The following is a 20,846-nucleotide window of genomic DNA, read 5'->3' as shown; positions in this document are numbered from 1 at the left end:
TAACTATCTTTTACTGCAAAAATATAAATACATGAATATTTATTCACGAGGAAACGATGGAGCCTTCCGAACTTGAACGTGTTGCTCGTCAGATACGTCTGCGAGATCTCCAGGCAGTCTACGAGGCAGGTGCCGGACACATTGGCGGTGAGATGTCCGTGATCGACCTCCTGACCGCGCTGTACTTCCGTGTGCTGCGTATCTGGCCGGACCAACCGAAACATCCTGATCGGGACAGGTTTGTGCTTTCGAAGGGACATACCGCATGTGCGCTCTATGTCACTTTGGCGAAACGCGGCTTCATTCCGGAAGAAGAAATATCGACATTCCTGAAGCCGCATTCGCGGCTCAATGGCCACCCCAATTGCAACAAGGTGCCGGGCATCGAAACCAACACCGGCCCTTTGGGGCACGGCCTGCCAGTGGCGGTCGGCATGGCCAAGGCGGCGAAACTGTCAGGCGCCGGCTACCACACTTATGTGATCACCGGCGATGGCGAGATGCAGGAGGGCTCCAATTGGGAAGCGATCATGGCAGCAGCACAGTTCCGGCTGGACAACCTTACCCTGATTGTCGACCATAACCGGTTCCAGCAGGGGGCGGCGCTTTCGGATACGAACGATATCGCGCCGCTTCGTCCGAAGCTCGAAGCTTTTGGCTGGGAGGTTAGCGAAATCGACGGCAACAACATGCGCGAGGTCGTCCCGGCACTCGAGCTTCGAAGCGACCGCCCCCATTGCATCGTGGCCCATACCAACAAGGGACACGGGATCTCTTTCATGCAGGACCGTGTCGACTGGCATCACAAGGTTCCGAGCAAGGAACAGTATGAAGTCGCATTGGCAGAATTGTCGGAGACGCTCTAATGAACGCGCCAGTGAATGCACCCAAGCTCCATGACTGCCGAGACGCCTTCGCATCGACGCTCGAGCGCCTCGCCGCCGAGAACGAAACGATCGTCGCGGTCTGCAACGATTCGGTCGGATCTTCGAAGCTCGGCGGCTTCAAGTCCAAGTTTCCCGACCGTCTGGTCAATGTCGGCATCGCCGAGCAGAACATGGTCGGCGTCGGCGCGGGCCTCGCCAATGGCGGACGCCTTCCCTATGTCTGTGGCGCCTCGCCGTTCCTCACAGGCAGATCGCTGGAGCAGATCAAAGCGGACATCTCCTACTCAAATGCCAACGTCAAGCTCGTCGGCATTTCGTCGGGCATGGCCTATGGCGAGCTCGGCCCGACCCATCACTCGATCGAGGATTTCGCCTGGACGCGCGTTCTGCCGAACCTTCCCGTGATCGCGCCATGCGACCGCATCGAGACGGCGGCAGCGGTGGAATGGGCAGCGACCTACAACGGCCCCTGCTTCCTCCGCCTGTCGCGGGTCGGCGTGCCAGACCTTCTGCCGGAGGGCCACAAGTTCGAACTTGGAAAGGCCAATCTGCTGCGTGAAGGTTCAGATGTCACACTCATCGCGAACGGCACTCTGACCCATCGCATGATGAAGGCAGCCGACATTCTCGCCCAACATGGCATAAGGGCCAGGGTGCTCAATCTCGCCACCGTCCGCCCGATCGACGAGGGTGCCGTCATTGCGGCCGCCAAGGAAACCGGCGCGATCGTGACGGCGGAAGAGCATTCGATCTTCGGCGGGCTGGGATCGGCCGTGGCCGAGGTCGTCGTCGACAACGCTCCGGTCCCGATGACGCGCCTCGGCGTTCCCGGCATCTACGCGCCAACCGGCTCGGCCGAGTTCCTGCTCGACGAATTCGGCATGGCTCCGTCAGCCATTGCAGACGCCGCGCAAGCGCTTATCAAGCGCAAATAGACAAACAGCACGCGTTCGAGCCGGGGCGGGTTGCCGCCCCGGCCTTGTCATCAGTGGAGGATATGATGCGGGCCATTCTGGCAATCGACCAGGGGACCACCAATTCCAAGGCAGTCCTGATCTCTGAAAGCGGAGACATCATTGCCAGAGGCTCGGCTCCAGTAGGCATCTCCTATCCAGAGCCCGGCTGGGTCGAACAGGATCCCGGCCGGATCTATGCATCCGTCTGCGAAGCGATCGCGCTATGCCTGCAAAACGCGCCCGGCTCGACGATCGAAGCGGTGGCAATCTCCAACCAGCGGGAATCGGTCACCGTCTGGGATGCCGAAACGGGCAAGGCGCTTGGACCTGTGCTCAGCTGGCAATGCAGGCGCACGGCGCCGGATTGCGAGCGCCTCATCGCCGGTGGGCATTCGGAGCGCGTCGAGGCGCTTACCGGCCTCCCCCTCGATCCGATGTTTCCAGGCCCGAAGTTCCGATGGCTTCTTGACCGGGCCGCGCATGGGCGACGGGTCCGCATCGGTACGATCGATAGCTGGCTCATTCATCGCCTTACCGGCGGCCGCAAGCATGTATGCGACGCCTCGAATGCAGCGCGAAGCCAACTGTTCGACCTCGAGGCTCAAACCTGGAGCGAGGAGCTGGGCGCGATTTTCGGGGTCGATATCCGGCTCCTTCCCGAAGTGCTCGACAGCTCCGCAGACTTTGGAACCACGCATGGCCTTGCCGGTATTCCAGACGGCACGCCGATCAGATCAGCCATCGGGGACAGCCATGCGGCCTTGTTCGGCCACGGAGCCTTCAACCCGGGCGATGGCAAGGCGACCTTCGGAACCGGGTCCTCGGTCATGACCACCCTTCCGCGTTTCATTGCGCCGCGCAATGGCATTACCACCACCGTCGCCTGGCGCATCGCCGGTCAACCGACCTTCGCGTTCGAAGGCAACATCCTTGTTTGCGCTGCGAGCCTACCGTGGATGGCTGGCATTCTGGGTCTTCCGGATGTTGCGTCCCTTGTCGACCTTGCGGCAACTGCCGAGCCGGGCGGCCCCGGATTCGTACCCGCCTTCGTCGGGCTGGGTGCGCCCTACTGGAATTCCGACGCGCGCGCGCTCTTCTCGCAGATCAATTTCAGCACCACCCGCGCGCAGATGGCGCGCTCGGTGACCGACTCGATCGCCTTGCAGGTTCATGACGTGATCACGGCGATGCGGACACAGAGCGGCGGCGAACTCGGCACGCTTTACGTGGATGGCGGGCCGAGCCGGAGCCGCTTCCTGATGCAATGCGTATCGAACCTCGTGCAGCACGCCATCATCCAGTGCGAGGCACCGGAGGCGTCTGCGCTCGGCGCAGCCTATCTCGCTGGTCTTTCGATCGGGCTGTGGCGGGATCTCGATGCCATCGCAGCGCTTCCGAGAAGCACTGCGGTCATCGAGCCGGAAAATATCGACTATACGGCCCTCCTGAATGGGTGGAATGATGCGCTGGCCCGCTCGACGTTGCGGGCAACTCCGGTTAAAGGTGAATAAAAATTCACTCCGGGATCAACGATGGCTCGCCTTAACGAACTCCGCCTCATCTCAAGAGTTGCCCAGATGTACCACATAGAGGGCAAGCGGCAGGCGGAGATCGCCCAGCACCTTCGCTTATCGCAGGCAACCGTCTCGCGAATGCTGAAGCGGGCCGAGGCAGAAGACATCGTGCGCACAAGCGTCATCCCGCCCGTTGGCACCTACAGCGACCTCGAAGGAGCGCTGCGCGAGAAGTACGGTCTCCCCGAAGCCATCGTCGTCGAATGCACCGAGGACCGGGACGGAGCCATCATGGCCCGGATCGGCGAAGCTGCCGCGCATCTTCTGGAGGTTACGCTTGCGCCCGGCGAGATCATCGGTGTATCGAGCTGGAGCCAGACGATCTTCAGGATGGTTGAAAATATTCATCCCCAGAAGAGCGCCCAGGCAAAGTATGTCGTTCAGACACTTGGCGGCATGGGCGACCCGTCGGTCCAGACGCATGCCACCCAGCTGACCACTCGCCTCGCACGACTGACCGGCGCAGAGCCGAAGCTTCTTCCGGTGCAGGGTGTTACGACCTCGCGCGAGGCCAAACTTTTGATGCAAGCGGATCCGTTCGTGCGAGAGACGATGGATCTCTTCGGCAGCATCACGCTCGCCATCGTCGGCATTGGAGCCGTCGAACCATCGGAACTGCTTGCAAGATCCGGCAATATCTTTTCGTCGCGGGAGCTTGCCGACCTGGCTGAGGCTGGCGCTGTCGGCGATATATCGCTGCGTTTTTTCAACAAGGACGGCAAGCCGGTAAAGACGCCGCTTGACGAGCGCGTTATCGGCCTCCCACTTGAGGATCTCCAACGGGTTGATCGGGTCATCGCGCTCGCCGGTGGCGCAAAAAAGACTGCGGCGATCGCCGGTGCCTTGAGGATCGGAGTTATCGACACTTTGATAACGGACAAGTTCAGCGCCGAGCGCCTGGTCGAGTCATAAAGTCAATGGCTCAAGCCAGGTCTGCTCAGGCAATCAGGCGGCGAGCATTGCGCTGACCAACCGAGCTGACCGCGGCGCCAGGGTCAACCAGACCGGCAACCCGTAGCCGATCTTGCATCGGACAAAGGTAGAAGCCATGCGCTGTCAGACAGACCGGCCGCTCGATCGGCAGTCCCGGCATGTCACATTCAATATGGTAGCCGCGCTCAGTATCCAGTTGCACGGTCGTCATTGCCGCCGGTGCCCGGACGAATTCCGTACCTGCCCGCCTGACGGCCGAAGACAGGAGGTGCATCACCTCGCCGGGGTCGCTGAGGTTGATGGCTTTGGGAAAGAAAAGATCCCCCTCAAATCCGCTGAGACGCGGCTCAAGCTGCACAACGTCGCTCGGCGAGAGGAGCTCTTGTGACACACTATAGTTGCGACGCTATCTCCTCTGCCGCGCGAGCAACCGCAAATAGGCTGGATGTGGCACCCGCCTCATCGCCTCGTTTCCTTCGCAATGGCACAAGAACGAAAAGAGCGATCTGATTTGAAAATCGGTAGCTGCGTCCGCCCCCCTTACGATGATTATCCATCACCGCCTAGGTCAATTCGTTCGGATTGCGTTCATGTGAACTGGATATGGTGCCAGGAAATAACTGAGCGATCCTTGTGGAAAGGCCATGACTCCCAATCATGCGGCCTTTCAGTCGTCAGGCGTGGTTCTGACGAAGGAGATGATGATGGAATATGATGAAAACTCGAAACTTGAGCGGCGGCAGTATGTTCGAAAGGCAGTTCTGACGATCTTTGCCTGCGCCGCCCTTGCAGCCCTTGGAGCATGGCTTGTCCAGCCTGAAACGGCCTCGGCGAAGCTGCATCTGCCTTCCCCGGATTCAAAGGCATCGGCCGTTTCGCTTTAGGGATCTTCTCGCAAAGACCTGATGGCTAGGCTAGGGTAACCGTCGCTTCCCGCAACGCCAGCCCGTCAACGTGTGCCGTGGCTCGAAGACGCCAGCGATACATTCCGTTCGGCCGTCCAAGTGCTCGGCAGATTTGAGGATATGATCCAGGTCAACGCGATTACGGAGACAAGACCTAGCCATGTCTCCCACGACTGCTGACGAAACGGCAGCGGCCAGCGCGATCGGGAGAGCTTTGGATCAAATGGCATCCGTCAACCCCTTACTTTCGTGAAAGCCATCAGCATTGAGGCAATGGGTCTGGATCAATATCATGATCGCCTCCTCTGTCTTCGCGTCCACTCCACTCACCTACCTTACGTCTGCCAAGTTCCAATTGTCTAGTACTCATATCGACAATATCTAGTAACGGACCCAGCGGCGACTAGCGGAGTTTTCAATTTCAGCTGATTGCGTAGCAAATATTTCTGCAAACGACCCTCATGGCAGAGCCATGCGAATGCGCTTTATGAGATTTGCCTGTCTACGAGCTGCAAACGGCGAGATCGATGGTTCGCCAAGGCGCGCAAGGCATCCGACTGCTGCGGCCCTTCGATCGGATCAAGCACCTGCTGTGCGTGATCCGAAGCCAGCGAGTGCCTGTCCCACCTCACCGACCGGTCCCATCGCAATCCAGATGGCCCTGCCCTGTGCTCCATCAGTCTGGCCATCAAGCGCCGACTATGGTTTCATGGTGCCAGCCTGTTGAAAACATCGTGCTGCAACCGCCAAAGTCAGAAGGCCTTACCTTATGCGTCAGCCCCGCATAGCCGTCATTCTCGACGAAAATACCAGTACGGGCGGAACCCGCTACGAGGCGGGCAAAGGCTATTTTCGCGCCATGCGAGACGCGGGAGGTCTTCCCTTTGGCATCCCATATGTGCCCGAGATCGTCGACATTGTTTTGAATGAGTTCGATGGTCTTGTGTCTGTGGGCGGCCGGTTTGCCTATCCCGACGACTGGTACATCACTGGCGAAGTGTCGAAAGCCCCGCCTTCGGAACGTCTCGACGTCGAAAGGGCAATCGTTGAGGGTTTCCTTAAGCGGGATAAGCCCATTCTCGGCATATGTGCCGGCATGCAGATGCTTGCTTGCCTGAATGGTTGTCGCCTCACGCCGGATCTACGCGCAACCTTTCCGACCGCGGGTGAACATGACAAGCGAGACCATCGTCATCCTGTCGACATTCTCCCGGAATCCCGTTTGGCGGAGATCATCGGCAAACCCCGTATCGAGGTGAATACCTTCCATCGTGAAGCGATTGCGCAGCTGTCAGCCGCCGTGATTGCAAGCGCCCGAGCGGAAGACGGCATCATCGAGGCGATCGAAGTCGTCTCCGCCTCCTTTGCGATCGGCCTTCAATGGCATCAGGAGCAATTTGCGGAGACGGATCACCCGGGAAATGCTGTTTTTCGGAGCTTCGTGGAAGCGGCATCTGGCATCAAGCCGGTCGGTCGGTGAGGTTCGCAGCCTATTGCGATAAAATTGCCGAACCCATTTCTGCCTATCTTTCGCTGCCCGCTGTTTCCAGCATTGTGATTTTCGCGCCGGCAGATGCGACCCTCCGTAAACGCGAAAAATTCCAAAGATGGTGCACCGACTGCCGCCTATGGGAATACGGCCGTCACAGTCACCGACCGATCGATTATCTGGGATATCTGCCGGGTCCGTCGATTGTGGGAGCTTGAAAATCAAACTTCGAGTTCATTGGGCCAGGACTCCAGGGTCCGAACGAATTCGGTAAGCCACGCGTTCGTTTGATGACCGTCGAGAGAGCGGTGATCAATGGTGAGCGACACGTAGGCCATCGGCCGAATTTGGATGGTGTCGGCTCCGTCGACCTCCCGCACAACGACGCGCTTCTCAAGCTTGCCGACACCCAGGATGGCAGACTGCGGCTGATTGATGATGATCGGCGCCGCCAGCAGAGAGCCAGATACACCGTGGTTGGAGATCGTGAACGTTCCACCTTTCAAATCATCAGGTTTCAGCATGTTGCGGCGGGCGCGGCTCGTCAAATCTTGGAGCCGAACGGCTATTTCCTGCAATGAGAGACGCTGCGCTTGACGGATCACCGGGACCACGAGGCCTTTGTCTCCGAGTGCCGCTCCAACCCCGATGTTGACGTCATCGAAAATTTCCAAGCTGTCGTCGTGCCACTGGCTGTTCACTTCCGGAACGACCTTCATGGCAGCAACGCAGGCCGCCACGATATAGGCGGTATAGGAGAGGTTTATCCCCTCCGCCTTCATCGCACCCTTATGAGCTTCGCGATGACGCCTAATGGCGGTGAAATCAGCTTCGAAGACTGCCGTGACCTGTGGCGCGGTAGCTAGCGAGTGTAACATGTGCTTTGCAATCGCGAGCCGCATTGCAGAATGCGGAATTTTCCGAGATGCATCGCTCGTCATGGGTATCGCCGGCTGGACCGACGGAACGGCGGCGCGCTCATTTGGCCTGACGGGTGTCGGTGCTATTACGGGAGAAGGTTCGACGACTGGTTCAGCCCTATTGCGATCGTGAGCCTGATCCATGTCGGCTCTTGTCACGCGGCCGTCTTTGCCGGTCCCCCTGACGGTCGACGGGTCAATGCCATACTCCGCGACTGCGCGGCGCACAGCCGGTGAGTAATGCTCGTTTACCTCATGCGAGCTGATTTTACTTTCGACCGGCGAGGCCGGCGCCGCCGTTTGATCCAACGGATCGATATTGCCGGCTGTCATGCGGCCGAGAACCGAGCCAGGCGTCGCATCATCGCCGTTATTCATGCTGATTTCGGTCAAAATGCCATCGCAGGGAGCAGGAACCTCCTGGGTGACCTTGTCCGTTTCAAGCTCAACCAGAGCGTCGCCTTCCTCAACTCGGTCGCCGATCCGCTTCAGCCAGTTTCTGACGACGGCTTTGGTCCCCTCCTGCTCAATCGGAGCCAGGATATCGATTGCATCGCTCATTCTCAAAACTCCAAAAGCTCGGCAATTCGCTTCGCGATGCGTTCAACAGACGGCACAGCCCAGTCCAGGAGAACAGGATTGTGTGGACTAGGGATATCCGGCATGGTCAGACGAGAGACTGGTGCGTCGAGGTCCATAAAGGCCTTGTCGGCTACCACAGCAGAAATTTCGGCACCGAAACCCGCGGAGCCAAGGTCTTCATGGACGATCAAGCAACGACGGGTCTTTCTGACCGAAGATAGAACTGCGTCCTGATCCCATGGCATCAATGTTCGCAAGTCGATAACGTCAGCAGAGATGCCCTCGGCTGCATCCTCGCAGCGTTGAACCATTGCGCCCCACGTCACGATGGTTATGTCCGAGCCCGTGCGAGTGAACTTCGCCTTCCCGAAAGGAAGCGTGAAATTGTCACCGGGATATGGGCGACGAGCCCAGGCGTGATCGAGCATTGCGCGGTGCTCGAAGAAGATGACCGGATCATTTCCTCGAAGCGACGTGCGGAGCAGGCCGACCGCGTCTTCCGCGTTCGACGGAACTGCCACCTTCCACCCAGGCTGGTGGACGAACGCAACCTCGTTCGTCTGGCTGTGCCACGGGTCGCCGCACTTGAAGAAGCCGCCTGGCATGCGAACGACGATCGGCGCTGCGAACCGATTGTTCGTACGCCAGCGGATCGTGCCGCAATCGTTGATTTGCTCGGTTGCGGGTTCGGCATATTTCCGGAACTGGATTTCAGGAACCGGTACCAAACCGGCGAGTGCCATTCCAACCGCGCGGCCGATGATGCCTTCTTCCGACAGGGAGGTGTCGAAAACGCGCTCGCTACCGAATTTCTCCTGGAGGCCGAGGGTCACCGCGTGAACTCCGCCCTTAGGGCCAATGTCCTCGCCAAAAATGACAACCCGGTCGTTGATCGACATTTCCAAGTCGAGCGTCTTGCGGATCGCTGTCACCATGTTGATCCGGGGTCCGGAAGTCTCTGGGATCTCGGAACCTGCCGGAGGAACGTAACCCGCTCGATACTGTCCACCCATCACCTGCATTTCGCCGTTGAAGAAAACATGGTTCGTCACCGTGGGAGGGTCTGCAACCGGGCGGCCTTCGGCGGCCTCGCGGGCGGTTTCGGCGGCCTCACGAGCTTTACCCTGCGTGTCTTCCCATTCGTCAGCCGTCATTACCGCTGGAACGAGATACTCCTTCAGACGGGGGAGCGGATCACGTTCCCATTCCTGACGAACGATATCTTCGCTTTTGTAAGTTTGAGTGTCCTGGAAGCTATGGCCCTGCAGGCGCGGAACGGTAAGGCGCAGCAATGCTGGCTTACGTTTGTCGCGAACGTAGGTGACGGCTTCCTGAGAGAGGCGTGCTGCCTCTGCAGGGTCACAACCGTCGCCGTCGAAGATTTTGAGGTCTTTCCAGCTTGCCAGGTTCGCAGCGATATTCCCGCCCGGCGTCTGCATCGTGGAAGGAACGGAGATGCCAAAACCGTTGTCCTCAACATAGAATAGCATTGGGAGGGATTGTGTCGTTGCTGCCGTGATGGCCGCCCAGAAGCCGTTGGACGCGACCGATCCGTCACCGCCTAACGCCACGCCGATGTCGCGGTCGTACTCTTTCCGACCCAGCGTCGTCGAATAATATTTCATAGCCTGGGCCCAGCCGGCCGTGGGCGTGTACTGAGCGCCGACGCCACCGCACATTGGCAGCGCGGATGCACCTGAAAGATTCGGATAATTGAAGACCACGCCAATGTCGCGTCCGTCGGAGTACCCGCCAGCACGACCCATTGCGGAGCCAAGGGCGTCGGCAGGGTTCACACCAAGTGAGAGAAGAAGCGGACGGGACCGATAATAACCACAGGTCGCGTCGTGGAGACCCGTCAACTGCATACCCAGAAGGATTTGCGCCATGTCGTGCCCACGGGCCGAAAACTGATAGAGCACCTTCTTTTCCGGTACGAGGCGCTTTTCTTCCATCTCGTCCAAGGCCCGAGAAAGGTGAAGAAAGTAGGCGGCTTTCCGCCAGTCGACCCGGTCGTCCGGCGAGTTCCGCTCGTGACTTTTGACGGCTACCTGATCCATGAAAACCTCCCGGGAATACATCCCACTCAGCCTATTCGAACGCCGAGTTGATTTCCTTTCAATTTCGACGGAAATCGCCTATGGTATGAAACATTCATTTCATATGATATGGGTTTTCTGAATGGAACAAGTCACACTTGATAATGTGGACAAAGCGATACTTCGCGTTTTGCAGGAGCATGGCGACATAAGCCAGGCGCTGTTGGCGGAGAAGGTCGGAGCCTCGTCGGCCTCTTGTTGGCGGAGAATAACGAAGCTGGAAGAGGCAGGAGTGCTGTGTAAAACCGTCCGGCTTGTCGATGCGGACGCGATCGGCAAAGGGCTCAATGTCTTTTGTCAGGTCAGGATGAAGTCCCACGATCCAGGTGCCAGGCATGACTTCGAGTTGTTCATCAATAGCCATCGAGAGGTGCTCGAATGCTACTCGATGTCTGGCGAATGGGATTACGTCATTCGTGCTGTGGTCGGTGATGTTCGTGAGTATGAAGCACTGCTTATGAGAGGGATTTTGACGCATGAAGCGGTGCTAACCTCGTCCTCTCATTTCGCCCTGAAAACGGTAAAATATACCACGGCTCTGCCCATTTGACCGGGCCGCAGCCCCTCCAAAAATAGACGCGGACAAGCTGTGCCGCTCAGATAAAACAGGAATCGACGGCGAGATGCCGGTCGGTGTTTTCTGCTGATGATATTGCGATAGGCGATCGAACTAACTTCGAAATGCTCGATCAGAGGAGCCCAATTTTTCGTCCCTCGATCTCCGGAGATGGAAATGTTTGCCGAAAGATCGACAGAAGTTCTCGGCAATCATCTCGATGCTCGAGCCGGTCCTTCGCCAACGGGCAGTCTTGTATCGTTTGTCCAGATCGTGCGGGAGTACGTGCTTTGAAGAAAGGACCCGCCAGCTTGACGCGGGCGGGCCTTCTTGAGCAGCTTATCTGCCTGCCATCATTGGGCGTCGCGGATGGTCAACGCCGGGTTATGGGCGAAGAAGTTATGCGGCTCGATGTGGATGGTCTTCCATTCGGTCGACATCACCGGCCAGTCCTCCATGCGGGGGATATGGTGGAAACCGGCGGTGAACCAGGTCACGATGTCCTTGCCCATCAGCGGCTTGTTCGCCTTGACCCATTCCGGCAACGTGTCTGAACCGTCGCTCTGCATGGCGAATTTGCCACCGGCATACTGCTGGTCCGGGTCATACACCGTGTTCCAGACCGAATATTCGATATAGGCGTTGCGCTTCATCGGCGGGTCCTTGGCAAAATCGAAGGGACCGTAGGCCACATCGCCATGATGGATCATCCAGCCCGGCTCCTGACCGAGATAGCCCTTGCGGGACGGATCGGAGATCATGAAGTAGCGCGGCTTCATCGCCGAAAGCTGGTAGCGAGCTTCCATCTCGGTCTTCGGCATCGTGTGCTGCACCTCCCACATCGACCGGCGCGGGTTCTTCGGATCGACCTTGGAGGGCACGATATCCATGGTGCCGAAGTGGTTGACCGGCTGGTCGACGTCGAAGTCGATGCGGAAGTTGAAGTAGTGATCGTGGTTGGCGGCCACCAGGTTCGGGGCGATCAGCGTACCGTGCGCGGTGTCTGCCGCCGCCGTCGCGTCGTCCATCGAGGTCGAGGCCACACCCTTCACGGCATCGAGGCCGGTCGCGCCGATCATGATGCGGATCTGGCCGTCCTGCTGCAGCCGATAGTCCATCAGATAATCGTAGTTGCCGACTTCCGATGCTGTGCGCACGACCAGCTCCGTCGCCGGGCGGCCTTCGGCCGGAAGCGGCTTGTCGGGCGTCTGGGCGAAGACTTCGAAGTGACGCCAGGCCGGGTCGCCGATCGAGCGCTCGAAGATGCAGATCGCATTCGGGATCGTCAGCGGGTTGCCCTTGTCGTCTGCGATGGTCGCCGGCAGAAAGGTGGCGTAGCTCGGGCAGTCAACGCCAGCGCGCAGCGGGCTCAGGAACAGGCCGAAACCATACTCTCCGCTATCCATATAGGTGCGCCAGTACCAGCCCTCGGTCGGGTCCATGTAAGGCACGAAGACTTCCGACAGGTGCGACTGGTAGATGACCGAACGCCACGTATCGCCGTCCTTGACGTCGAGATTGGAAAGCACCAGACCCGGGCGCTTGTCGACGCGGAAATTGAAGCGCCAGATATCCCAGTCCAGATGGGTGCCGTTGATCTTGTAATTCGGGCCGCCCTCCTGGGAAAGCTTGGCCATGTTCATCTGCGGGCGCAACGGCTCGCGTGCCCCGACTTCCTTCTCGGTATAACCCCAATTGTCCTTCGGGCCATCGATGGCGCCGGTATCGATGACCTTCAGCACCTTCTTCTTGCCGATATCGTAGACGGCGAAGAGGCCTTCGATCGGCTTGGCGTAGTAGTTGGAGCCTTCCGGAACGCGATAGCACGGCACCTTCATCAGACGGGAATTCTTGTATTCCTCGGTGAAGAAGTTACCTGCCGTCAGCGGCAGGCAGAAGGCCTGCTCCGGCGTCAAGCCACGCTTCTTCAGGCCGGCCACCATCTCCGGGTTCTGGAGCGCGCCGGCCAGCGCGTCCATGAATTCGGTGAAGAGGACCATCGGCTGGCCCCTGATCGGCGTCGTCCTCTCGACCTTGCCGGTCGTAATGTTGACGACCGCTTCCTTGAAACCCTGGGGGCTCGTCAGCTGCACCTTCGCCTCGCGGTCGAGCGGCTTATCGCCGTCTTTCCAGGAAAGCACGTCGGCCTTGGCCGGCTCCTTGAGCTCGATCAGCGGATAGAGCGTGTTGTCGTCCACCACCTTCTCGTCGCGCAGGATCCTGTTGATCTTCTGGTATTCCTCTGCCGTCAGCCCATCCAACGGATGGGCGAACACGGCGGGCGCGCCAAGCGCCAGCACGAGGCCGGCCGAGGCGAGATATCGTCTTATTCTCATTGTCTCCTCCCTTGTGTTCTCATCGATGCATCAAGCAAACACCACCTGGATGTCCGTGTATTCCTGCAGGCCTTCTTCGGCGAATTCGACGCCGAAGCCGGAGCCCTTGACGCCACCGAACGGCGCGTTCGGCTGAATGGCGCCGTGCTTGTTGATCCAGACCGAGCCGCATTCCATACGGGCCGCGACCTTCCTGGCAGCGGCGATGTCGGAGGACCAGACTGAGCCGCCGAGGCCATTCGGACTGTCGTTGGCCATGCGGATCGCCTCCTCGACGTTCGAGTACTTGATCACCGGCAGCGCTGGGCCGAACTGTTCCTCGTCAACCAGCGCGTCGCCGTTCGAAAGGCCCGCGATAATAGTCGGCGGGAAGAACAGGCCCTCGCCCGCAGCGCCGCCAAGCAGCACCTTGCCGCGGGTCTTGGCGTCGGCCACCAGGCGGCTGACCTTGTCGAACTGCACGCGGTTCTGGATCGGCCCGAGAATGCTGCCCTCCTCCAGGCCGTTGCCGACCGGGATATTCTTCGCATAGGCGACGAGTGCCTCGCAGACGGCATCGTGGATCGATTCATGTACGTAGAGGCGCTTCATGGCAGCGCAGGTCTGGCCGTTGTTGATGAAGGCACCCCAGAACAAGCCCTCGGCGATCGCAGCCGGATCGGCATCGGGCAGCACGATGCCGGCATCGTTGCCGCCGAGTTCCAGGGTCAGGCGCTTCATCGTCTCGGCAGCCGAGCGCATGACCTTCTGGCCGGTTGCGCAGGAACCGGTGAAGACGATCTTGCGGATATCCGGATGGGCGGACATGGCGCCGCCAAGGTTGAACTCGCCGCTGTCGTCGCCGGTAACGACATTGAGCACGCCCGGCGGCAAGACTTCGTTCATGATCTCGACCAGCCGCAGCGTAGCAAGCGGTGTCAGCGGTGACGGTTTGATGACGACGGTATTGCCGCTGCGCAGCGCCGGCATGACGTGCCAGATCGCGATCATGACCGGGAAGTTCCACGGCGTGATCGAGCCGACGACGCCGAGCGGCTTGCGGTGAAGTTCGATGCGGCCCTGCTCGTTGTCCTGGAGCACCTTGACGGGCAGTGAAAGCCCGGTCGTATAGCCGGCCCAGGCAACCGTGCCGCCAAGCTCCCAGCGAGAGCCGAGGCCGTTCAGCGGCTTGCCCTGTTCGCGGGTCAGAAGCTCTGCAAGCTCGCCGGCATGCGCCTCGATGCGGGAGGTGACCATCGCGCAGGCCGCCTGCAACTCCTCGTCGCTCTTAGCCGACCAGGCGGGGAACGCGGCCTTGGCGGCAGCAACCGCAGCATTGAGTTCGGCCGCACCCATGTTCGGCGCGCGGCCCACTTCCTCGCCCGTCGCCGGATTCAGCACACTGAAACTTTTCTCGCCGTTGACCGGCCGACCATTGATCGTCGCGCTATGGAGCGTCATCCTCGCCTCCTCCGTTGCGGGTCCCGGCCACATGCGGAACCGATGACGAAAGAGCCTAGGCGAAGTGCCGGGTTTCGGCTTGGACGGAAGCGTCCGTCGCGTTGGACAAATCCGTCAATGGCAGTGGGCTACGGCGCCGGGCGTGATGCCGTATTTCTTGCGGAACTCGCGGTAGAAATAGGAAAGATCATTGAAGCCTGCGTCGAAGGCGATGCCCGCGATGCCTTGCCCGCCCTGCGCATGAGAGCCGAGGTGGGCATGCGCTAGTTCCAGGCGGCGGCTGAGCAGCCGGTGGCCCGGTGTCTCGCCAAGTGCCTGGAAATGCCGTTGCAGCATGCGCTCGGAGACGTTGAGGCGGCGGGCAAGCTCGCTCGGGCCGAAACCGGAATCGGCGCAGTTGCGATCGATCATGACAAGCGCCCGCGACAGTAGCGTCTCCGCCGGTCGCGCCTTCTCCTGCGTCCTCATTCCTTGCAGATAGGCACCCATCAGACAGAAGAAGGCTTCACCGAGCTGCGTGGTCGCGCCGGGCTCTGCCAGCATCTTGGTCAGCACCGCCCGCATGGCGATCCACAGCGGGTCGTCGCGGCTGATCGCTACGCCGCCGGTGCATTCCGCGCCAAAACGATGCAGCATTTCTTCGCGCGGCATGTGCAGCGACACCTGACTGGAGCGCACGCCGTCATAGACGAAGGCGGACGGCAGGGTGGAATCGACGAGGAACATGTCGCCAGCGGCAAGCGCCGCCATTTTCTCGCCCTGCTCGATGCGGCAATGGCCCTCGTCCTGGATCAAAAGAAAGAGGTGTTCGCCCGGATCCTGACGGATTGAACGGACGCTGCGACTGACGTGGCGGGCATCAAGCCCAACCACCGCCGTTTCGAAGAAGCCGATGCGGCGCGTCGCGACGTCGCCGGCAACCGTTCCGTCGCGGCCCATCGGCTCCAGGTCGAAGGCCCCGCAGACCTTGCGCAGGTCCGCCTGCAGGATTTCCACGGGCAACGGTCTATGGACCGGTGTTATCAACGACTGCATCATCCCCTCCCTGGCCTTTGCAGCTTTACGCGGATCGTATCACTTTATTGACACTTGCCTATGGCCGCGGCCATTTACCGTCACCAGCCGCCTGCTTCAGCAACGCACATGGGGGCTCGGCCAGTCCTGTCTCAGCAAGACGGGTCAGCGCATCCGAGACCTCCGCAAGTCCCCGCGCCTCGGCATAGGCCATCGGCCCGCCGCGCCAGCGCGGGAAGCCATAGCCATGGATTTTTACGAGATCGATATCGGCTGCACGCAGTGCCACGCCCTCGGTCAGGATGCGCGCCGCCTCGTTGACCATCGGCAGAACGATGCAGTCGGCAATCTCAGCCGGCGTCCAGTCGCGCTGCGGCGTGTGCACGGCCTCTTCGGCGATGATCGCCGCCACTGTCTCGGAGGTTTGCGGCTTGCGCTCGCCGGGTTGGTAGTCGTACCAGCCACCGCCGGTCTTCTGGCCGTAGCGCTCCACAGCGCAAAGCCGGTCGGCGATCGGGGCGAAAGGCGTTTCGCCGCGCGCCCTTGCGGCGCGGCGCTGGAAGGCCGCGATGTCCAGTCCGCCCAGATCCTGAGCCTCGAAAGGCCCCATCGGCAAACCGAAGGCGCGCATTGCGGCGTCGACCGCAGCCGGTGTCGCGCCCGAAAGCAACAGCCGTTCGGCCTGGGCGCGCGTGACCTTGAGGATGCGGTTGCCGATAAAGCCATCGCAGATGCCGGCACGGACTGGGATCTTGTTGAGGAGCCGTGCCAGCGCGAAGCCGGTCGCCGTCACGTCCGTCGCGGTTTCAGATGCCGGTACGATCTCCATCAGCTTCATGATATTGGCCGGACTGAAGAAGTGCAGGCCGAGGAAGCGCTCCGGGTAGACAATGCCCGACGCGATCGCATTCGGATCGAGATAGGAGGTGTTCGTGGCGAGCACCGCGTCGGGCCGGCAGACCGCGCTGAGCCTCACGAAGACCGCGCGCTTGACCTCAAGGTCCTCGAAAACCGCCTCGATCGCCAGGTCGACATCGGCTGCGGCAGCATAGCCGGCCGAACCGGTCACGCCCGCGATGCGTTCGGCGGCAATCTCGGCGCTGATACGGCCGCGTTTGGCCGAACCCTCGAAGATCGCCGCGACATTGGCAAGGCCGCGCTCCACTGCCTCCTGATCACGTTCGATGAGGATAACGGGCAGGCCGGCGTCGCGAAGGGCGGCAGCAATCCCCGCACCCATGGTGCCGCCGCCGATGACGGCGGCCGAGCGGATCAGGCGCGGCTCGATGCCGGCAAGCTCAGGCGGCCGGGTAGCGGCGCGTTCGGCGAAAAAGACGTGCCGCAGGGCCGCCGCCTGGGTAGAACCGCGCAGCGAGAGAAAGGTCTCGCGTTCGAAGGCCATCGCCGTTTTGAAATCGCTCTCTGCAGCCTTGCGTAGGCAGGCAAGCGCGCGAAATGGCGCTTCCTCTCCCTTGGCCCGGGCGGCGACGGATGTCTTCGCCACCTCCCAGAAACTCGCTTCCGGCGAAGCGACGCTGCGCTCGCTGAGCGGGGCGGGCAGCGGCGCGTTGGAAATGCCGCGCGCGAAGACGATCGCGCCTTCTGTCAGATCGCCCTCGACGATCGCGTCGATCAATCCGGCGGCGAGTGCCTTAACGGCTTTGACCGGCTGGCCGGTCGTGACCATCTCCACCGCAGTCTCAACACCGGCAAGACGTGGCAGACGCACGGTGCCACCTGCTCCCGGCACGAGGCCGAGGCGAACTTCCGGCAGCCCCATGCTTGCGTCAGGTGCAGCAACGCGGAAGCGGCACGCCAGCGCCACTTCGAAACCGCCGCCGAGCGCAGCGCCATGAATCGCCGCGACCCAAGGTTTTGCGGCGCTTTCGATCCGCGCCACGACGTCAGGCAAATGCGGAGGCTGCGGAGGCTTGCCGAATTCGCCGACATCGGCTCCGGCGATGAAGGTGCGCCCGGCGCAGCTAAGGACGACCGCCTTAACTGAAGGGTCGGCGTCGAGGGTTTCCGCCGCTTCAAGAAGCCCTTGGCGCAGTACCTGCGATAATGCGTTGACGGGCGGATTGTCGACGATGACGACGGCAATCCCGTCTTTCAATTCGATGGTGACCGTCATGGCTCACTTCCCCGTCTTTGGCCGGCGCCACATGGCAAACCGAAACCGGTTTGCGACGAAAGCAGTGTCCGTGAGGCTGGCATTGCCGGCAGGATTGCCGCCGGTGACATGGAAGTCACTGAATGCGGCACTCTGGTTGACGAAGATGTTGCCGGCTAGATTGACCGAGAGGTTGACGCCGGCGGAAGCAAACACATCGGCCGCTTCCTCGATCAGCGTCTCGTAGGTCGCATAGAGCGCTGCCGTGATCGCACCCTTGTGGCGGGCGAGCATGGAGGCTTTGGCAATTCCCTCCTTGCCGCTCTCGACAGCAATAACGAAGGTAATTGGCCCGAAGCGTTCTTCGTTCTGCACCTCGCTGGAAGCTCCGTCGACGGCGACAATCAGCGGGGTTGCGCTGCGCGCGCCGTCCAGCCCGGCAAGGGTTTCCGAATCGCGCATGATCCGCCCGAGGCCGCGGGCCGCCTCAACGCGGGCAAGCGTTGCGGGGTTCGCGATCGCGCCGCAGACGCCGGCCGCGCGTACCGGGTCGGCGAGTAGCTCGTCGATGGCGGCGGCGATGCCGGCTGCAACCTCGTTGAAGCTCTTGTGCCCCTCATTGGTGTCGATGCCACCGCGTGGCACGTAGATATTCTGCGGCGAAGTGCACATCTGACCGCTGTAGAGCGATAGCGAAAAGGCGATGTTGGCGCACATGCCTTTGAAATCGTCTGTCGCGGCGATCACGATCGAGTTGACGCCAGCTTCTTCGGTATAAACCTGTGCGTCGCCGGCATTCGCGCGCACCCATGCGCCGAAGGCGTTCGAGCCGGTATAATCGACGATGCGCACGGCCGGATGCACGACGAGTGCGGCGGTAATCGGCGCCTCGGCCCGGTCTGCGGCGAGCAGCACGACGTCGGCGGAGTAGCCTTGCTCTTCCAATACGGCGCGAGCAACCGCAACCGTCAGCGCCAACGGCAGGATCGCGCCGGGATGTGGCTTGACGATCACGGTATTGCCGGTGGCAAGGCTCGCGAAGAAGCCGGGATAGCTGTTCCAGGTCGGAAACGTCTGGCAGCCGATTATCAACGACACGCCGCGCGGCACGACGCGCCAGTGCTTTTCGAGAACGATCGGCTCGGCCTTACCCTGCGGCTTCGACCAGACAGCGCTCTTCGGCGCGCGGGTCATTTCGGCATAGGCGTAGGCGACCGCTTCGAGGCCACGATCCTGCGCATGCGGGCCGCCCGCCTGGAAGGCCATGGCGAAGGCCTGGCCCGTGGTGTGCATCACCGCATTGGCCATTTCGAAGCTCATGCGGTTGAGGCGGGAAAGGATTTCGATGCAGATGCCGGTGCGCGCCTCCGGCGTGGCAGCGGCCCAGGCCGGCGCGGCTTCCCGAGAGGCGGCAACCAGCGTTTCAGTGTCGGCCGCCGGATAGGAGATCCCGAGCGTCGGGCCATAGGGGGAGACTTCCGCCCCGACCGACCCGGTCGCGGGATGACGGGGAAGAGAGAAAGGCCGGTTCAGCCGCGCCTCATAGGCCTGAAGCCCCTCGTCCTTGGCCGTTTCACCATAGATCTTGCCACTCGGAACTTCGGGATAGGCCGACCAAAAACCGCGATCGCGCGCCGCGGCTAAAGCCGCCTCCAGCGTCGCCCGATGTCGGTCGAACAAAGTCTCCATGCTGACTTCCTCCCTGTCCGTGTTTTGTATAATTGACTGACCGGTCGGTTTATGCAAGTATTTTTTCGGAACCCGCCGGGACTGGCCGGCGGCAGGAGGAAACCATGCCAGCTACCGATACCGTTCTTTCCGTGCTTGCCGACGGCGTCCTGATGCTGACGCTCAACCGCCCGGACAAGCTCAACTCCTTCAACGAAGAGATGCATCTGGCGCTGCGCGCCGGCTTCGAACGGGCGCATGCCGACGATGCCGTCCGTGCCGTTCTTCTGACCGGCGCCGGCCGCGGCTTTTCCGCCGGCCAGGACCTCGGCGACCGCGATCCGCGCAACGGCGTCCCCGATCTCGGCCACACCATCGAAACATTCTACAATCCCCTGCTCCGGCGGATCCGCAGCCTCGACAAGCCGGTCATCTGTGCCGTCAACGGCGTGGCCGCAGGCGCGGGCGCCAACATCGCCTTTGCCTGCGACATCGTGCTTGCGGCACGCTCCGCCCGCTTCATCCAAGCCTTCGCCAAGATCGGCCTGGTGCCGGATTCCGGCGGCACCTGGAGCCTGCCGCGTCTGATCGGCGAGGCCCGCGCCAAGGCCTTGGCGCTGACCGCTGAACCGCTCTCGGCGGAAACCGCGGCCGACTGGGGCTTGATTTGGCGTGCCGTCGACGACGAGACGCTGCTGGCGGAGGCCACGGACCTTGCCAAAAAGCTCGCTGCTGGCCCGACCAGAGGGCTCGGCATGACCAAGCGGGCAATCCAGGCCGCAGCCACCAATTCGCTCGACGAGCAGCTAGACCTCGAGCGCGACCTGCAGCGCGAGGCCGGCCGCAGCGCCGATTACGCCGAGGGCGTCACCGCGTTCCTGGAGAAGCGTAAGCCGGAGTTTACCGGACGATGAGTACGGCAGAGACCATGAGCCCGGATCAGCTTGCTCGCGCCTGCGCCGACGCCATGTGGAGCGACGACCGTGCGACGCAGCGGCTCGGCATGCAGATCGACAATGTCGCGGCGGGAACCGCCACCATATCGATGATGATCACCGCCGACATGGCGAACGGCCACGGGATGTGCCACGGCGGCTATATTTTCACGCTCGCCGACAGCGCCTTCGCCTTTGCCTGCAACACCTACAATCAGCGCGCGGTGGCGCAGCACTGCACAATCACCTTCATCGCATCCGCCTTCGAGGGCGACCGCCTGACAGCAATGGCGCGCGAAGTCTCGCGGCGCGGTCGAGGCGGCATCTACGACATAACGGTCATGAACCAAAAGGGCGAGACGCTCGCGGAATTCCGCGGCCACTCGCGCACCATCAAGGGCACGCATCTGCCCGAGCAGAGCTGAACGTCAAGCGCCCG

The 20,846-nt window shown here is 61.2% G+C and carries 17 protein-coding genes; 9 read left to right on the top strand and 8 right to left on the bottom strand.

Annotated features, from left to right (window positions below; all coding sequences use genetic code 11):
* Window positions 1–56: 56 nt before the first annotated feature.
* From QD409_RS01950 to QD409_RS01935, 4 genes are all read left to right on the top strand, one after another.
* Complete coding sequence (locus tag QD409_RS01950) at window positions 57–866, top strand: transketolase (protein WP_430761758.1); 810 nt, start codon at window positions 57–59, stop codon at window positions 864–866.
* On the top strand, window positions 866–1,822 hold the full coding sequence (locus QD409_RS01945; RefSeq protein ID WP_430761757.1) for a transketolase family protein: 957 nt from the start codon (window positions 866–868) through the stop codon (window positions 1,820–1,822). The genes QD409_RS01950 and QD409_RS01945 overlap by 1 nt, the downstream gene beginning before the upstream one ends.
* Before the next feature lie 65 nt (window positions 1,823–1,887).
* Window positions 1,888–3,354: an FGGY family carbohydrate kinase gene (locus QD409_RS01940; RefSeq protein WP_430761756.1), complete on the top strand. Its 1,467-nt coding sequence runs from the start codon at window positions 1,888–1,890 to the stop codon at window positions 3,352–3,354.
* A gap of 21 nt (window positions 3,355–3,375) precedes the next feature.
* Complete coding sequence (locus QD409_RS01935) at window positions 3,376–4,329, top strand: sugar-binding transcriptional regulator (RefSeq protein ID WP_430761755.1); 954 nt, start codon at window positions 3,376–3,378, stop codon at window positions 4,327–4,329.
* Window positions 4,330–4,354: 25 nt separating this feature from the next.
* Here the strand turns inward: QD409_RS01935 and QD409_RS01930 are convergent, their stop codons facing one another.
* Window positions 4,355–4,741: a hypothetical protein gene (locus tag QD409_RS01930; RefSeq protein ID WP_430761754.1), complete on the bottom strand. Its 387-nt coding sequence runs from the start codon at window positions 4,739–4,741 to the stop codon at window positions 4,355–4,357.
* 253 nt (window positions 4,742–4,994) lie between these two features.
* Here QD409_RS01930 and QD409_RS01925 point away from each other — a divergent pair, with 253 nt between their 5' ends.
* A complete protein-coding gene (locus tag QD409_RS01925; RefSeq protein WP_430761753.1) occupies window positions 4,995–5,234 on the top strand; it encodes a hypothetical protein in 240 nt (79 codons plus the stop codon).
* A 790-nt stretch (window positions 5,235–6,024) separates the two neighbouring features.
* Window positions 6,025–6,735 (top strand): gamma-glutamyl-gamma-aminobutyrate hydrolase family protein, encoded by a 711-nt coding sequence (locus tag QD409_RS01920; RefSeq protein WP_430761752.1) that lies wholly within the window; start codon window positions 6,025–6,027, stop codon window positions 6,733–6,735.
* Between the two features lie 230 nt (window positions 6,736–6,965).
* Here the strand turns inward: QD409_RS01920 and QD409_RS01915 are convergent, their stop codons facing one another.
* Together QD409_RS01915 and QD409_RS01910 are read right to left on the bottom strand one after the other, a co-directional pair.
* On the bottom strand, window positions 6,966–8,225 hold the full coding sequence (locus tag QD409_RS01915) for a dihydrolipoamide acetyltransferase family protein (RefSeq protein ID WP_430761751.1): 1,260 nt from the start codon (window positions 8,223–8,225) through the stop codon (window positions 6,966–6,968).
* Between the two features lie 2 nt (window positions 8,226–8,227).
* Window positions 8,228–10,306, bottom strand: coding sequence for a transketolase C-terminal domain-containing protein (locus tag QD409_RS01910; RefSeq protein ID WP_430761750.1), 2,079 nt, complete (start codon window positions 10,304–10,306; stop codon window positions 8,228–8,230).
* Window positions 10,307–10,427: 121 nt separating this feature from the next.
* Between QD409_RS01910 and QD409_RS01905 the strand changes: the two genes are divergently transcribed.
* A complete protein-coding gene (locus tag QD409_RS01905; RefSeq protein ID WP_430761749.1) occupies window positions 10,428–10,895 on the top strand; it encodes an Lrp/AsnC family transcriptional regulator in 468 nt (155 codons plus the stop codon).
* 359 nt (window positions 10,896–11,254) lie between these two features.
* Here the strand turns inward: QD409_RS01905 and QD409_RS01900 are convergent, their stop codons facing one another.
* From QD409_RS01900 to paaN, 5 genes are all read right to left on the bottom strand, one after another.
* Window positions 11,255–13,237 carry a tyramine oxidase gene (locus tag QD409_RS01900; RefSeq protein ID WP_430761748.1) on the bottom strand — a complete coding sequence of 661 codons (1,983 nt, stop codon included), beginning with the start codon at window positions 13,235–13,237 and terminating at the stop codon, window positions 11,255–11,257.
* Between the two features lie 30 nt (window positions 13,238–13,267).
* On the bottom strand, window positions 13,268–14,677 hold the full coding sequence (locus QD409_RS01895; protein ID WP_430761747.1) for an aldehyde dehydrogenase family protein: 1,410 nt from the start codon (window positions 14,675–14,677) through the stop codon (window positions 13,268–13,270).
* A 114-nt stretch (window positions 14,678–14,791) separates the two neighbouring features.
* Complete coding sequence (locus QD409_RS01890) at window positions 14,792–15,712, bottom strand: helix-turn-helix domain-containing protein (RefSeq protein ID WP_430761746.1); 921 nt, start codon at window positions 15,710–15,712, stop codon at window positions 14,792–14,794.
* 58 nt (window positions 15,713–15,770) lie between these two features.
* On the bottom strand, window positions 15,771–17,825 hold the full coding sequence (locus QD409_RS01885) for a 3-hydroxyacyl-CoA dehydrogenase NAD-binding domain-containing protein (protein WP_430761745.1): 2,055 nt from the start codon (window positions 17,823–17,825) through the stop codon (window positions 15,771–15,773).
* 3 nt (window positions 17,826–17,828) lie between these two features.
* Complete coding sequence (gene paaN / locus QD409_RS01880; protein ID WP_430761744.1) at window positions 17,829–19,493, bottom strand: phenylacetic acid degradation protein PaaN; 1,665 nt, start codon at window positions 19,491–19,493, stop codon at window positions 17,829–17,831.
* 104 nt (window positions 19,494–19,597) lie between these two features.
* Here paaN and paaG point away from each other — a divergent pair, with 104 nt between their 5' ends.
* On the top strand, window positions 19,598–20,386 hold the full coding sequence (gene paaG / locus QD409_RS01875) for a 2-(1,2-epoxy-1,2-dihydrophenyl)acetyl-CoA isomerase PaaG (RefSeq protein WP_430761743.1): 789 nt from the start codon (window positions 19,598–19,600) through the stop codon (window positions 20,384–20,386).
* Complete coding sequence (gene paaI / locus QD409_RS01870; protein WP_430761742.1) at window positions 20,383–20,832, top strand: hydroxyphenylacetyl-CoA thioesterase PaaI; 450 nt, start codon at window positions 20,383–20,385, stop codon at window positions 20,830–20,832. Before paaG ends, paaI begins: the two co-directional genes overlap by 4 nt.
* Window positions 20,833–20,846 lie beyond the last annotated feature (14 nt).

Source organism: Rhizobium sp. BR 315 (assembly GCF_050577975.1).
GTDB classification, from domain to species: domain Bacteria; phylum Pseudomonadota; class Alphaproteobacteria; order Rhizobiales; family Rhizobiaceae; genus Rhizobium; species Rhizobium miluonense.
The sequence above is the reverse complement of the archived record's forward strand: the minus strand, read 5'-3'. Positions and strand labels throughout refer to the sequence as shown.